We start from the raw sequence: 13,912 nt of genomic DNA on the forward strand, positions 1-13,912 counted from the left end.
GCGATAGTACCTCCATATTTGATAATGTTGGTAATCTTTTCTGCTTGTTGAGTAAAATGGACGAGTGATTGAAACGAGGGATACCGGAAGTACTGGTTGCCTTAATATGTCGTTCATATAACTTAAATAAAATATTAGAGGAGAGAAGAAAATGAGCCGTAAAGGGTCAGTTGAGAGGCAGACAAAAGAAACAGAAATAAGGTTGGAGTTGAATGTAGACGGAGAAGGAAACAGCCAAATTTCAACAGGTGTTCCATTTATGGACCACATGTTGGATTTGTTTACAAAACATGGTCTGTTCGATTTAACAGTAAAAGCAAACGGCGATACCGAAATCGACGATCACCACACTACAGAAGACATAGGAATATGTTTAGGGCATGTTTTTAAAGAGGCAATTGGTGATAAAAAAGGAATACGACGTTATGGAAATGCATTTGTTCCTATGGATGAAACGTTGGCACAAGTGGTTGTCGATTTAAGTAATCGACCTCATTTAGAATACAGGGCTGAGTTTCCGAGAGAAAAGGTAGGAACGTTTGATACAGAGTTAGTAGAGGAGTTTCTTTCCAAGTTTGCCATTGAAGCTCGGATAAACTTACATGTCATTGTCCATTATGGAACAAATACGCATCATATGATTGAGGCTATTTTCAAAGCGTTGGCCCGGGCTCTCGATGAAGCGACACAGCATGACAATCGGGTAAAAGGTGTACCCTCCACAAAAGGAATGCTATGATGTAATAGACTCAAATACAAATTCTATATCAAGTTAAATAGATGGCAGATATAAGCGGCTGGAAGGGCGGGGATGGAATGATTGGAATTATAGATTATGGAATGGGAAACTTACATAGCGTAAGTAAAGCATTAGAACGACTGGGACTACCCTATTTTTTAGCGTCTGAACCGGAAAAATTAATTAAAGCAGAAGGTCTCATACTCCCGGGTGTTGGCTCGTTCCGGGATGCTATGACTATACTGAAAGATAATCGCCAAGATGGATTTATAAAAACGTGGTCGAAAGATGGGCGACCGTTGCTTGGCATTTGCCTCGGAATGCAGCTTCTATTTGAAGGCAGTGAGGAAAATGGAAACACAGAAGGCTTAAAATTGCTTTCAGGCTATGCGAAGAGGTTTAAAGGTGTGTCGGACGAAGGAGTAGGATATAAAGTTCCACACATGGGATGGAATAAACTCACCTTTAACCAACCAAACCACCAAATTTTGAAGGGTACGGAGGAAGGACATGTCTATTTTGTTCATTCCTACGTCGTGGAGACAGAAAAAAAAGATGTTGTTATAGCTTCGAGTGATTATTTCGGCGAAGTGCCAGCTGTTGTTGGTCAAGGGCTTACGATGGGGGCTCAATTCCATCCTGAGAAAAGCGGACAGCTAGGGTTACAGGTCTTAGAGAATTTCGGGAAAATAGTTACGGGTAGGAGGACAATACGTGAGCAAATTTGAGTTATATCCAGCCATTGATATTCGGGGAGGAAAGTGTGTGCGCCTTCTTCAAGGTGATTATAATAAAGAAACAGTTTACGGAGACTCTCCCTTTGATATGGCGGCCAAGTTTGAAGAGGCGGGGGTCTCTTGGATACATATGGTAGACCTTGATGGAGCAAAAGAAAAGAAACGGATAAATGATCGTGTCATAGTGGAAACTGCTAAACAGCTTTCCGTAAATATTCAGGTAGGGGGAGGGATCCGTTCGGAAGAGGATATCGCCTACTACATAGAAAATGGAATTCAACGTGTCATCTTAGGCAGTGTAGCTGTTCAGCATCCGGAGTTTGCAAAAGAAATGCTCGAAAAATATAAGGAAAAAATTGCTATCGGATTAGATGCAAGAGATGGACGGGTAGCTGTGAACGGGTGGTTAGAGACCTCAGATGTAACCGCAGTTGAACTTGGAAAGAAAATGGCTGATTTTGGTGCGGAGACATTTATTTTCACAGATATTGCAAAAGACGGTATGCTCGAAGGTCCCAATATAAAAGCAATTTCAGAATTAGCCGAAGCTACCGGGAAAAACGTGATAGCCTCTGGTGGTGTGAGCAAGTTGGATGATGTAAAAGAATTAGCTAAGCATCAAAACAAAGGAGTCAGCGGTGTTATTATTGGTAAAGCGCTTTATACAGGGAAAGTAGACTTAATGCAAGCTGTACGGGAGGTTTAAGCGAATGGTGACGAAACGAATCATACCTTGTTTGGATGTTAAAGAAGGCAGGGTTGTAAAAGGCGTTCAATTTGTGGACTTACGGGATGCTGGTGACCCTGTAGAACTTGCGTCTTTTTATGATAACCAAGGAGCTGATGAATTAGTATTTCTTGATATATCGGCTTCGCACGAGGGACGTAAAACGATGGTGGAAGTAGTGAATGAAGTGGCAGGTACTTTGGCTATTCCATTTACCGTCGGTGGTGGAATTAATACGCTCGAAGACATGAAGCGAATTTTAAGAGCAGGTGCTGACAAGGTATCTTTAAACACAGCTGCTGTTACATCCCCTGAACTGATTACGGAAGGTGCAGACTACTTTGGTTCTCAATGTATCGTAGTTGCAATCGATGCTAAATATGATGATTCACTTGGGTCGTGGAGAGTGTATACTCATGGTGGACGTACGGAAACCGATTGGGAAGTGACGGAGTGGGCAAAAGAAGTGACTTCTAGAGGTGCCGGCGAGATATTGTTAACGAGTATGGATCAAGATGGAGCAAAAAATGGCTACGACTTGCCGCTCATAAAAAGAGTGAACGAAGTTGTTACAGTACCAGTGATAGCTTCAGGAGGGGCTGGAGAGAAATCCCACTTTGTGGAAGTGTTTGAAGAAGCGGGGGCTGACGCAGCTTTGGCGGCTTCTATTTTCCACTACAAAGAAACGTCGGTAGAAGAAGTCAAATCCTATCTGAGAGAGCAGGGGGTCAACGTAAGATGAACATGGATGAAGTCAAATTTGATGAAAAAGGTCTAGTTCCTGCCATTGTACAAGATGCTGTTAGTAAAGAAGTTCTAACACTTGCTTATATGAATAGAGAATCTCTTCAAAAAACGGTAGATACAAAAGAAACATGGTTTTACAGCCGTTCTCGCCAAACATTGTGGCACAAAGGTGAAACATCCGGGAATACTCAGGCAGTCGTTGATATACGATTGGATTGTGACGAAGATGCAATTCTAGTCCTAGTACATCCTGCCGGGCCAGCGTGTCATAAGGGAACGTATTCTTGCTTCTCGAATTCATCAGTAGAACAGAAGAATACCAATAGCGAGAAGTTCGCGATCCTGAATAAGTTAGAAGAGATTATTGCAAAGCGGGAATCTGAAATGCCAGAGGGAGCTTATACTACTTACTTGTTCCAAGAAGGGGTAGATAAAATCCTTAAAAAAGTTGGTGAAGAAGCCAGCGAAGTAATTATCGCTGCAAAAAACCGCGACCCGGAAGAATTGAAGTGGGAAAGCGCTGATCTTCTATACCATCTCCTTGTATTATTAAGAGAGCAGAAACTTCCATTCAGTGAGATTCTATCTGTATTGGAAGAACGACATGGTAAGTAACTTTTCCTCCTTTCTTTATGGTGGTATACTGTCCTTACTGCAAAAGATTACACCGAGGGGAAGGAAATCACAACATATGAGAATGGAAAATAGTCACGAGGGTGTAATTGCGTTTTCACAGAGTGACCATCACTTTTTCAAACGTGGAGTTCATGCTTACCAAAAGAAAGAACTTAACAAAGCGGCGAAATATATAGAAAAAGCTGTTCAATTAAACCCTGAGGAAGCTATTTATTATTGTCAGCTTGCGCTCGTTTATACTGACTTGGCAGAGTATGAGCGTTCTAATGAATTGCTGCAGCACGTTCTAAAGAATTTAGATAACACGCTCTATGAATCTTATTTTTTACTTGCAAATAACTATGCTTATCTGGGACTTTTCGAAAAAGCCACCGAAATGGCTACTCTTTATCTTCATTATGAGCCAGAAGGTGAGTTTGCACTTGACACCTACGAATTACTGGATATCCTACACTTAGAGGACGAAGACACAGAAAATCCTAAATATGAAGATGAGTTAATACTGATGTATGATCAAGCAACTCTTCTGAGAAAAAGGAAAAAATATAGAGAAGCTCGTAGTTTACTGGAAAAAATTATTGCTGATTATCCTTCTTATTGGCCGGCACAAAATGAAAAAGCACGAATGGTGTATTGGGAAGGAGAAACAGAGAAAGCGATTATACTGACAGAGCAATTATGGAAAGAATCCCATTATTTGCCGTCCGCCTGCCAATTAGCAGTGTTTTATTATGAACAAGGTCGGGAAAAGGAGTCATCAGAAACAGCAGAAGTTCTAAAGCGACTCGTTCCGATGGACGAATCGCATATTTACCATGTCGCCACTGCTCTTAATCATATAGGTGAACATGAAGAAGCCTATCTATTTTTTAAGATGTATCTTTCCCGTAGAGCCATGCCGGATGAAGATTTCTTTGTGAACGCAGGAGCAGCAGCGTATCATACAGGACGATTACAAGAGGCATTGAAATGGTGGGAAATTGCTGCAGACAATATGCATCAAGAAGCCAAAGATCTCTTATTAAAACATCAAAACGGTAGTTTGGATTCACAAGATATGGAAATGGCTCTTTCAACGTTTTATAAAGAAAGATGATTCTTCTGCTGTTTCTTAACCATTTATATCTTACTGAGCAGATTGGTGGACTTCGCCTCTCATATTTCTTAGGATAAAGACAGAAAAGAAAAAGTAAGCATGTATCACAAAAAGACTCTCGGGGATATTATGGTTAAGAAAGAGGAGTGAAACCAATGTCAGAAGAAAAAATATATGATGTAATAATTGCTGGAGCCGGCCCTGCTGGTATGACAGCTGCTGTATATACGTCTCGCGCTGAATTAGACACATTGATGCTCGAGCGTGGTGTTCCAGGCGGTCAAATGGCCAACACAGAAGATATCGAAAACTATCCAGGGTTTGATCATATCTTAGGTCCTGATTTATCCAACAAAATGTTCGAGCACTCTCGAAAATTTGGTGCTGAATACGCTTATGGTGATGTCCAAGAAATTATTGACGGAAAAGAGTATAAAACTGTGAAAGCGGGCGGAAAAGAATATAAAGCTCGTGCTGTTATCGTTACGACAGGCGCCGAATATAAAAAACTTGGTGTGCCTGGTGAAAGTGAACTAGGCGGTAAAGGCGTTTCTTACTGTGCGGTTTGTGACGGAGCTTTCTTCCGAGACAAAGAGATTGTTGTCGTAGGTGGAGGAGATTCCGCCGTAGAAGAAGCAGTGTATTTAACGCGCTTTGCATCAAAAGTGACGATTATCCACCGTCGTGATGAATTGAGAGCGCAAAAAATTCTTCAACAGCGCGCCTTTGTTAATGACAAAATTGAATTTAAATGGAGTCACGTAGTTAAAGAAATAAATCAAAAGGATGGAAAAGTAGGCAGCGTAACGTTGACCGACTTAAAAGCTGGAGAAGATTATGAGTTTGAAACAGAAGGTGCGTTTATTTATATAGGAATGCTACCACTTAATGCAGCTGTAAAAGACCTTGGAATCTTAAATGATGAAGGTTATATTGTGACAAATGAGGAAATGGAAACGAGCGTACCAGGCATTTTTGCTGCGGGGGATGTAAGGGATAAATCTTTACGTCAAATTGTTACAGCTACAGGAGACGGTTCTTTAGCAGCAGAAACCGCCCAAAAATATGTAGAAGAACTAAAAAACGCAGTAAACGCCTAAAATTTAACCATTTTTAACATGATTGTAACGGAAATGAAATGAATTTGCCGTATGATGAAGATAAGTAATTGACCCCCTTTTTTATATAGTTCTGATTCGCACAGGTAGTTCCTTACCTGTGCTTTTTTTTATGCGCCAATTAGAATTACTAATTGAAGAATATCGTTATTATTCTCGTCTCGTCATTCTTTACTCTCCCAATAAGTGTAAGATGAATCTAAACTTCTCTGAGATTTCTGCTATTTTGTTTGGCGAATATGCTTTAAAAATTGAGCAATCTTAACAGCAAATGTATACTAAGGGGAGATGAATTGTGAGGTGTCGTTTATGCAACGTGTAACGAATTGTGTATTACAACATAAAGGGAACCTGCTTCTTCTCCAAAAACCTAGTCGTAACTGGTGGGTTGCTCCAGGTGGAAAGATGGAACCTGGAGAATCTGTTCGCGAAGCAGTTGTAAGAGAGTTCCGGGAAGAAACAGGCCTAACGGTGATCAACCCTTCCATTAGAGGGATTTTTACGTTTCTGATAACGGAACAAGAGAAGATCATATCAGAGTGGATGATGTTTACGTTTCTAGCAAAAAATTGGAAAGGCACGCTTCTCGAGCAATCGCCGGAGGGAATATTGGCATGGCAGCCTGAAAGTACAGTGACGGGTTTGGACATGGCAGAGGGAGACCGTCGGATTTTTGAGCATATTTCACAAGAGGATGGTGTACTATACGGTACTTTTCGTTACACAAGTGAATATAAGCTTATTTCATGCGAGTTGAGTAGCGACACTCCTGACGTTTCTAAGAGAGAGGGAGATGACGTATAGTGGGGCATCAGCATGAAGATATTCAAGTTGTCATTATAACAGGTATGTCTGGGGCAGGGAAAACAGTGGCCGTTCAAAGCTTCGAAGATTTAGGCTATTACTGTGTAGATAACTTGCCCCCCGCATTAATTCCTACGTTTATAGAGCTGATCGAGAATTCAGGCGGTAAGATGAACAAAGTAGCTTTAGTCATAGACTTAAGAGGTCGTGAGTTTTTTGACCAGCTCTTTGAGGCAGTAGATTATTTACGATTAAAATCTAATTTAAGCAGTCATATTTTATTTTTAGACGCACGCGATAACGTTTTAGTTCAGCGGTATAAAGAAACGCGCAGGTCTCATCCACTTGCCAGTGCAGAAGCACCGCTTGAAGGGATTCGCCAAGAAAGAGAGATGCTTGAAGACTTAAAAGGTCATGCCCGCCAAATTATAGATACAAGTGACTTAAAACCAAAACAGCTACGCGAAACGCTTATTCAGTACTTTTCAGGTAAATCTCAGGATACGTTTGTCGTGCATGTTATGTCTTTTGGTTTTAAGTACGGTATTCCTATTGATGCTGATTTAGTCTTCGATGTTCGTTTTTTACCTAACCCACATTACGTAGCTGCGTTGCAGCCAAAAACAGGATTAGAAGAAGAAGTGTCTTCCTATGTGTTAAAATGGATAGAGACAAAAGAATTTCTTGAAAAGCTATATGGTTTACTTGATTATATGTTACCGCAGTATAAACGAGAAGGAAAAAGCCAGTTAATCATTGCAATTGGTTGTACAGGAGGGAAACATCGTTCTGTTACGTTAACAGAAACGATCGCTGAATATTATTCTAATGAATATTCCGTACATCGAAGTCACCGGGATATACGTAAAGGAAAGGAAATAGAACTGTGAGCAAAGCAAATATCATTACAATTGGAGGCGGAACGGGGTTATCGGTACTTTTAAAGGGGTTAAAAACATTCCCGGTTAATATAACGGCAATCGTTACCGTTGCAGATGACGGTGGAAGTTCAGGAAGACTTAGAAAGGAATTAAACATCCCTCCTCCCGGTGACGTTCGTAATGTTCTCGTTGCGTTGGCTGAGGTAGAGCCAATGATCGAACAGTTATTCCAGCATCGGTTTGAGAATGGGAATGGCTTATCAGGCCATTCGTTAGGTAATTTACTTCTTGCTGGAATGACCTCCATTACTGGAGATTTTGCGCGGGGGATCAGTGAACTGAGTACGGTTTTGAATGTACGTGGCAAGGTGTTACCTGCTGCTAACCAAAGTATTATCTTGAATGCGGAGATGATGGACGGTTCTATCATTGAAGGGGAATCAAGCATACCGGAGTCGGGAAAACGTATAAGAAGAGTTTTTTTATCACCTAATACGGTAAAGCCACTTCAGGAAAGTATTACTGCTATTCAAGAGGCCGATCTTATTGTGCTAGGGCCAGGAAGTTTGTATACAAGTGTTATTCCTAATTTGCTCGTTCCCGGTATTGCGGAAGCGATACGGGAATCTAATGCCCGCAAGTTATATGTCTGTAATGGCATGACTCAAAAAGGGGAGACCGATTCCTATGCTGCTTCTCATCACGTTGAAGCTATATATGCCCATGCCGGCTCTGGCGTGATAGATACTGTATTAGTGAATAACGGACCTATTCCTGATTCTGTCCTTGACCGATATGAAAGAGAGCAGGCTGTACCAGTGGTGGCCGACGAGAAAAGACTCCAGGAACTAGGTTGTCATGTGAAGTTAGGAGCATTCATGCATTTTAGAGACATGTTACTGCGCCACGATGCAGTAAAAGTTTCAGAAGCCATACTAGAGGAATTGAAAGAAGAACGGCGGAACCGATTAACCAATCGATAGGACAGAGTGCCGGGGGAAAGGCGGTGATGGCAATGTCATCCTTTGCAGCAATGACAAAAAAAGAATTAACTCAACTAGATGTGGATGACTGTTGTGCAAAAGCGGAGCTCGCAGCATTAATCCGTATGAACGGTTCTATTTCATTTGGAGAAGGCCGCATAAATTTAGAGGTATCGACGGAGAACGCAGCCATTGCACGACGGATATATATGCTCATTAAACGAGTGTACAAAAGTACAAACGTTGAACTAATGGTTAGAAAAAAAATGCGTCTCAAGAAAAATAATGTCTACTTAGTACGCATTGCAGAGGAAGCACAGAGACTTTTAGAAGACCTTCACATTATGGAAGAGGGTTACCAGTTTAACCGGAATATTTCTTCTGCCATAACAGAAAAGGTGTGTTGTAAGCGAGCATACTTACGCGGTGCTTTCTTAGCGGGAGGATCGGTAAACCACCCTGAGACTTCTTCCTACCACCTAGAAGTATTTTCTTTTTATGAGGAACATACGAAAGCGCTGCAACAGCTACTAGAAGAATTTCAGCTTTCTACGAAGATTTTAGAACGGAAAAAAGGATTTATTCTCTATATCAAAGAAAGTGAAAAGATAACTGAATTTCTAAACGTTATCGGAGCTCATCAAGCGCTTCTCTATTTTGAAGATGTCCGTATTATGAAAGATATGCGTAACTCAGTGAACCGCCTCGTTAATTGTGAAACGGCGAACTTAAATAAAACGGTAGGAGCAGCGATGCGGCAAATTGAAAACATAAAATTAGTCCAACAAGAGATCGGCTTAGAACAGCTTCCAGAAAAAGTGAGAGAAATAGCGGAACTACGCTTGCATCATCAAGATGTCACTTTAAAGGAGCTGGGTGAAATGATACCTAGCGGGCCTGTAAGTAAGTCAGGTGTCAACCATCGATTACGTAAAATTGACCAGTTGGCTGAGAAAGTCCGAAAAGGGGAAGCTGTTCTGTCAGAAAAAACGTGATGACAGTGTAATATATCTTGCAATGGAGGAGATAGAAGTGGTCGAGAAAACAGTGGAAGTAAGAATCAGTACAGGTTTACAGGCAAGGCCGGCAGCTCTGTTCGTTCAAGAAGCCAATCGTTTTCAATCCGATATATTTATTGAACGAGAGGAAAAGAAAATTAATGCCAAAAGTATTATGGGAATTATGAGTCTCGCTGTTCGTCCAGGTACGACTATTCATATTAGTGCGGAAGGTTCAGATGAAGAGGAAGCAGTAGAGGCATTAGCAGCGTTCGTGGAAAAAGAAGAATAAATAAGTTTTAAGTGGATACAGATTTTTAAATGATCATACACATAAAGACTCCGGCACCATTTTTGGAACCGGAGTTTTATTCTTACTTATATAACACTTCATCAATTAAACCGTATGTTTTCGCGTCCTCCGCTGACATAAAGTTATCTCTGTCTGTATCTCTTTCGATAACTTCCAGAGGCTGACCAGTACGCTCAGATAAAATCTTATTAAGTTTCTCGCGCATTTGGATGATACGGCGAGCATGGATCTCAATGTCCGCTGCTTGTCCTTGCGTTCCGCCGAGTGGTTGGTGAATCATAACCTCACTATTTGGAAGGGCGTACCGCTTGCCTGGTTCACCGGCATTTAGTAAAAAGGCACCCATGGATGCTGCCATACCGATACAAATGGTTGATACTTTAGGTTTAATATGCTGCATCGTATCATAAATTGCCATTCCCGCTGTAATAGATCCACCCGGACTGTTGATATATAAAGAGATATCTTTTTCCGGATCGTCTGCGGCAAGGAACAACAATTGAGCGACGATGGAATTTGCCACATTATCGTCAATCCCGGAGCCAAGCATAATAATTCGATCTTTTAACAGACGTGAGTAAATGTCATAAGCACGCTCACCTCGGTTTGTTTGTTCAATAACTGTTGGGACTAAATTCATCTCAATTCCTCCTATTATTATAATAATGGTGACGGTATCTATGCTGTTTTTTTATCATACCCCAATGGTCAAAAAAGGTCAATTGATAAGCTTTCTACATCGGCCAATAAATAGAGCATTCGCTGTATAAAAGGCAAAACCCTGCAAGTATCATTTCCTTTTTTTTATTATTTCAAACTAACGATTTTTAAGCAATAAAGAAGCATTGAGGACAAATCTCTAAAATTACTTTTTACAAAACTGGAGAACTTGGCTATAATGAAATTATCACAAATTAGTGACAAGTGTTCAGTTCCTAAGTAAAGGGGGCGTCAATTGTGTTTGGTCAGGAGCGTTTAGGAAAAGATGTGAGATTTGAGGATGAAGAAGAGCTTAGACTAAAAGACGCTGCCGAAAAGTTAGAAACTTTGGCTTCCATGCTTCGAAGCAAGGGAGAGTGTAGGGTTGCAAACCAAGAAGGAGAGACCACGATAACTCCAGCTGAGAATGTTCAGCTGCAAATAGAATATATAAAGCAAGGCAAGGAATATCAAACGGCATTTATTTTATCTTGGAAAGAAAAAGAATAAATGAAAAAGTACAGGCGTTTGCTCATATGGTATAATGAATAGAGTAACCGCTTACAAGGAGAGGGGGAAAACGCCGTGAATCTGGAGATGGGACTTTACCAACAGCAGACGATTAAGCTTGTCATGACTCAGGAGCTGCGCCAGGCGATTTCCTTGCTACAATATTCCACCCAAGAATTGTCCGAGTATTTAGAAGAACAAGCATTGGAAAATCCACTTATTGATATGGAAGAACCAGAGTTATTTCATAAAGAAGAGCCAAAGTACGAAATGCCAGTTATGTGGCACGATGAACCTTCGAACGAGATTCATAACCAGGAAGAGCAGGAAGGCTTTTCTCCTTTTGATCGCATTAAAGATGACCGAGAACGAGTAACCGATTATTTAGCCCAGCAGATCCGTTTATTTCCATGCGATGAGAAGGAGAAACGGGTGTTAGAGCACATTGTTGGAAACGTTGGGGACGACGGCTATATAACGGGAACATATGAGGAAATGGCTGTCCTGTTTGACATAACTGAGGAAGATTATGAATCTTGTATACGTAAAATACAAAGTTTGGAGCCGGCGGGAATTGGTGCCCGATCATTGCAAGAATGTCTGCTCTTACAATTAGAGCGTCAGTCACCCCGGCAACCTTTTATCGAAGTCATTGTCGCTGAGTATTTGGAAGAACTAGCATCTAGAAAGTGGAAGGAATTAGCAAAAAAGTTAGATGTCTCAGTGGAAGATATACAACATGCATATGATCAAGTCCAATGCCTTGATCCTTATCCGGGAGTTCACTTTGGAAATGATCACCCAGGACATATTCTTCCTGATGTTTATGTAGAAAAAGATAGTGATCAATTCATCGTTCGCCTTAATGACGATGGGCTTCCGAAAATTCGAATGAACCGCCAATACCGTCATCTTCTTGAAAGAAATGAAGATGGAGAAGCGACTGAGTATGCAAAGCAAAAATATAAACAATTGGTTTGGCTCTTAAAGAGCATTGATCAGCGTCAACAAACGATTCGCAGTATTACAGAAGCTATTGTAGAGTTTCAGTACGGCTTTTTTGAAAAGGGGCCTTCTGCAATGAAGCCGCTAACTTTAAAGGATGTAGCGGAAGCCGCGGGTGTTCATGAATCTACTGTGTCGAGAACAACCAACCAAAAGTACGTGCAGACTCCACATGGTTTATTTGAGTTAAAATACTTCTTCTCTGCAGGGATGAATACGAACTCAGGTGAACAAACCTCTACTTTCGTAGTTAAATCTATCATTAAAGAACTTGTGGATAATGAGGACAAGAAAAAGCCGCTCTCTGATCAGAAGATAGTGGACCATTTAAAAAAAGAGCACGGCATTTCGATTTCACGGCGTGCTATTGCAAAATACAGAGGGGAATTACAAATCCCTTCTTCATCGAAACGGAAACGTTATAATTAATAGGAGTACATGACAATATACCAAGTTTCGTCTTGTACAGCACCTTTGCTAATATTGTTAACCTTAAAAAACTAATACATTTCTAAACAGTGTAAACAATAAGCCTGATTTTCCACGTAACGAAGGAAAATCAGGTTTTTTTGATAAATCAGGGTGGTACTAAATGATAGAGATAAAGAGAGGACGTCGGTCGCTTGTTTATGGACGCTTCCCCTTACCTGCCCCCCATTCTCTTCGACAGCTTTCCAGGCATTGTCTCCCATAGCTGCGCTTTTTCTTCTTCCTTAAAAATTAACAAACAGAATAAATGAAACAATAAAGTTTAAACTAATATTTTAGAAAACATAAAAAAGAGGTATTACCTGTAAAAGAGAGTAACTTTTATAAGGATGTTTTTATTAAGTATTGAAAAGGGGGTTACTCATTGACTGTAAACGTAGGAATAAATGGTTTTGGAAGAATTGGCCGACTTGTGTTGAGAGCTTCTCTTCACCGCAATGATGTAGAGATAACAGCAATAAATGATTTAACTGACGCTCAAATGCTTGCGCACTTATTGAAGTACGATTCGGTACACGGTAAACTAGAAGAAGGTGTCTCTGTGGAAGGCAACAGCCTCATAGTCGGGGATAAAAAAATTAGAGTCACACAGGAAAGAAACCCGGAAGATATTAACTGGAAGGATGCTGGAGTACAAACTGTGGTGGAGGCAACAGGAAGATTTACACGAAGGAATGATGCTTCAAAACACTTCGTCTCGGGAGCCGAGAAAGTAATCATTTCGGCGCCAGGGAAAGAAGTAGACGCTACATTTGTAATGGGAGTGAACCACAAAGAGTATCAACCGGACCATCACCATATCGTATCAAACGCTTCCTGTACAACAAATTGTTTAGCACCTGTCGCAAAAGTATTACATGAAGAGTTTGGCCTAAAAAGAGGGATGATGACAACGGTTCATTCCTACACGAACGACCAGCAAATTTTAGATCTTCCCCACAAAGATTATCGTCGAGCCAGAGCGGCAGCCGAAAATATCATTCCGACTTCCACGGGAGCTGCAAAAGCAGTAGCCCTTGTCCTTCCCGAGTTAGAAGGGAAATTAACTGGTGGGGCAGTTCGCGTACCGACACCGAATGTTTCGTTAATCGATTTAACAGCAGAGTTACAAACAAATGTAAGTGTAGAAGCGGTGAATTCGGCTTTTCAAAAGGCTTCTGAGCAAGACTTACAAGGCATCTTAGGTTACAGCGAGGAGCCTTTGGTGTCAGGCGATTATAATGACGATACCCGCTCTAGTATTGTAGATGGGCTCTCCACGATGGTCTTGGAGGATAATCTCATAAAAGTGATTGCTTGGTATGATAATGAATATGCTTACTCCAACCGTGTCACTGAACTTGCAGCCTACATGGCTGACAAGGGATGAAAAAAGTGATCACATGCTAAAAAGGGGGAGAAACACTAATATTTCTTTCCCCCTTTTTATG

The 13,912-nt window shown here is 40.9% G+C and carries 16 protein-coding genes; 15 read left to right on the plus strand and 1 reads right to left on the minus strand.

The genetic code is table 11. The annotated features are described in order from the left end of the window. Positions 1-151 precede the first annotated feature (151 nt). The 12 genes from hisB to BM095_RS13235 all read left to right on the plus strand — a co-directional run bounded on the left by hisB (position 152) and on the right by BM095_RS13235 (position 9,758). Positions 152-739 (plus strand): imidazoleglycerol-phosphate dehydratase HisB, encoded by a 588-nt coding sequence (gene hisB, locus BM095_RS13180; RefSeq protein WP_091662735.1) that lies wholly within the window; start codon positions 152-154, stop codon positions 737-739. Positions 740-816: 77 nt separating this feature from the next. Continuing rightward, entirely contained in the window at positions 817-1,467 is a 651-nt protein-coding gene (gene hisH / locus BM095_RS13185; protein WP_091662738.1) for an imidazole glycerol phosphate synthase subunit HisH, read from the plus strand. After that, positions 1,454-2,182, plus strand: coding sequence for a 1-(5-phosphoribosyl)-5-[(5-phosphoribosylamino)methylideneamino]imidazole-4-carboxamide isomerase (hisA, locus tag BM095_RS13190; protein WP_091662742.1), 729 nt, complete (start codon positions 1,454-1,456; stop codon positions 2,180-2,182). The genes hisH and hisA overlap by 14 nt, the downstream gene beginning before the upstream one ends. 4 nt (positions 2,183-2,186) lie before the next feature. Further along, a complete protein-coding gene (hisF, locus tag BM095_RS13195; RefSeq protein ID WP_091662745.1) occupies positions 2,187-2,945 on the plus strand; it encodes an imidazole glycerol phosphate synthase subunit HisF in 759 nt (252 codons plus the stop codon). Beyond that, positions 2,942-3,565 carry a bifunctional phosphoribosyl-AMP cyclohydrolase/phosphoribosyl-ATP diphosphatase HisIE gene (gene hisIE, locus BM095_RS13200; RefSeq protein ID WP_091662747.1) on the plus strand — a complete coding sequence of 208 codons (624 nt, stop codon included), beginning with the start codon at positions 2,942-2,944 and terminating at the stop codon, positions 3,563-3,565. The genes hisF and hisIE overlap by 4 nt, the downstream gene beginning before the upstream one ends. 76 nt (positions 3,566-3,641) lie before the next feature. After that, a complete protein-coding gene (locus tag BM095_RS13205) occupies positions 3,642-4,682 on the plus strand; it encodes a tetratricopeptide repeat protein (protein WP_177194823.1) in 1,041 nt (346 codons plus the stop codon). A 155-nt stretch (positions 4,683-4,837) separates the two neighbouring features. Then, positions 4,838-5,782, plus strand: coding sequence for a thioredoxin-disulfide reductase (gene trxB / locus BM095_RS13210; protein ID WP_091662753.1), 945 nt, complete (start codon positions 4,838-4,840; stop codon positions 5,780-5,782). Between the two features lie 327 nt (positions 5,783-6,109). Continuing rightward, positions 6,110-6,604, plus strand: a complete 495-nt coding sequence (locus BM095_RS13215; RefSeq protein ID WP_091662756.1) for an NUDIX hydrolase — start codon at positions 6,110-6,112, stop codon at positions 6,602-6,604. Further along, positions 6,604-7,494, plus strand: a complete 891-nt coding sequence (gene rapZ, locus BM095_RS13220; RefSeq protein WP_091662759.1) for an RNase adapter RapZ — start codon at positions 6,604-6,606, stop codon at positions 7,492-7,494. The genes BM095_RS13215 and rapZ overlap by 1 nt, the downstream gene beginning before the upstream one ends. Continuing rightward, on the plus strand, positions 7,491-8,468 hold the full coding sequence (locus BM095_RS13225; RefSeq protein WP_091662761.1) for a gluconeogenesis factor YvcK family protein: 978 nt from the start codon (positions 7,491-7,493) through the stop codon (positions 8,466-8,468). The genes rapZ and BM095_RS13225 overlap by 4 nt, the downstream gene beginning before the upstream one ends. A gap of 32 nt (positions 8,469-8,500) precedes the next feature. Continuing rightward, positions 8,501-9,463, plus strand: coding sequence for a DNA-binding protein WhiA (gene whiA / locus BM095_RS13230; protein ID WP_091662764.1), 963 nt, complete (start codon positions 8,501-8,503; stop codon positions 9,461-9,463). Positions 9,464-9,500: 37 nt separating this feature from the next. Beyond that, positions 9,501-9,758, plus strand: coding sequence for an HPr family phosphocarrier protein (locus tag BM095_RS13235; protein ID WP_091662767.1), 258 nt, complete (start codon positions 9,501-9,503; stop codon positions 9,756-9,758). A gap of 82 nt (positions 9,759-9,840) precedes the next feature. Here the strand turns inward: BM095_RS13235 and clpP are convergent, their stop codons facing one another. Further along, on the minus strand, positions 9,841-10,419 hold the full coding sequence (clpP, locus tag BM095_RS13240; RefSeq protein ID WP_091662770.1) for an ATP-dependent Clp endopeptidase proteolytic subunit ClpP: 579 nt from the start codon (positions 10,417-10,419) through the stop codon (positions 9,841-9,843). A 317-nt stretch (positions 10,420-10,736) separates the two neighbouring features. Between clpP and BM095_RS13245 the strand changes: the two genes are divergently transcribed. The 3 genes from BM095_RS13245 to gap all read left to right on the plus strand — a co-directional run bounded on the left by BM095_RS13245 (position 10,737) and on the right by gap (position 13,851). Then, positions 10,737-10,988, plus strand: coding sequence for an amphi-Trp domain-containing protein (locus tag BM095_RS13245; protein WP_177194824.1), 252 nt, complete (start codon positions 10,737-10,739; stop codon positions 10,986-10,988). Positions 10,989-11,063: 75 nt separating this feature from the next. Continuing rightward, entirely contained in the window at positions 11,064-12,422 is a 1,359-nt protein-coding gene (rpoN, locus tag BM095_RS13250; protein ID WP_245757908.1) for an RNA polymerase factor sigma-54, read from the plus strand. A gap of 424 nt (positions 12,423-12,846) precedes the next feature. Next, positions 12,847-13,851 (plus strand): type I glyceraldehyde-3-phosphate dehydrogenase, encoded by a 1,005-nt coding sequence (gap, locus tag BM095_RS13260; RefSeq protein WP_091662778.1) that lies wholly within the window; start codon positions 12,847-12,849, stop codon positions 13,849-13,851. The last annotated feature ends 61 nt before the right edge of the window (positions 13,852-13,912 follow it).

This window comes from Alteribacillus iranensis, from assembly GCF_900113025.1.
In the GTDB taxonomy this organism is placed as follows: Bacteria; Bacillota; Bacilli; order Bacillales; family Marinococcaceae; genus Alteribacillus_A; species Alteribacillus_A iranensis.

Coding starts and splice junctions, on each gene's coding strand:
- whiA (WP_091662764.1), top strand. CDS start 8,501: ATGTCATCCTTTGCAGCAATGACAAAAAAAGAATTAACTCAACTAGAT.
- hisB (WP_091662735.1), top strand. CDS start 152: ATGAGCCGTAAAGGGTCAGTTGAGAGGCAGACAAAAGAAACAGAAATA.
- hisIE (WP_091662747.1), top strand. CDS start 2,942: ATGAACATGGATGAAGTCAAATTTGATGAAAAAGGTCTAGTTCCTGCC.
- trxB (WP_091662753.1), top strand. CDS start 4,838: ATGTCAGAAGAAAAAATATATGATGTAATAATTGCTGGAGCCGGCCCT.
- BM095_RS13205 (WP_177194823.1), top strand. CDS start 3,642: ATGAGAATGGAAAATAGTCACGAGGGTGTAATTGCGTTTTCACAGAGT.
- hisH (WP_091662738.1), top strand. CDS start 817: ATGATTGGAATTATAGATTATGGAATGGGAAACTTACATAGCGTAAGT.
- clpP (WP_091662770.1), bottom strand. CDS start 10,419: ATGAATTTAGTCCCAACAGTTATTGAACAAACAAACCGAGGTGAGCGT.
- hisF (WP_091662745.1), top strand. CDS start 2,187: ATGGTGACGAAACGAATCATACCTTGTTTGGATGTTAAAGAAGGCAGG.
- BM095_RS13215 (WP_091662756.1), top strand. CDS start 6,110: ATGCAACGTGTAACGAATTGTGTATTACAACATAAAGGGAACCTGCTT.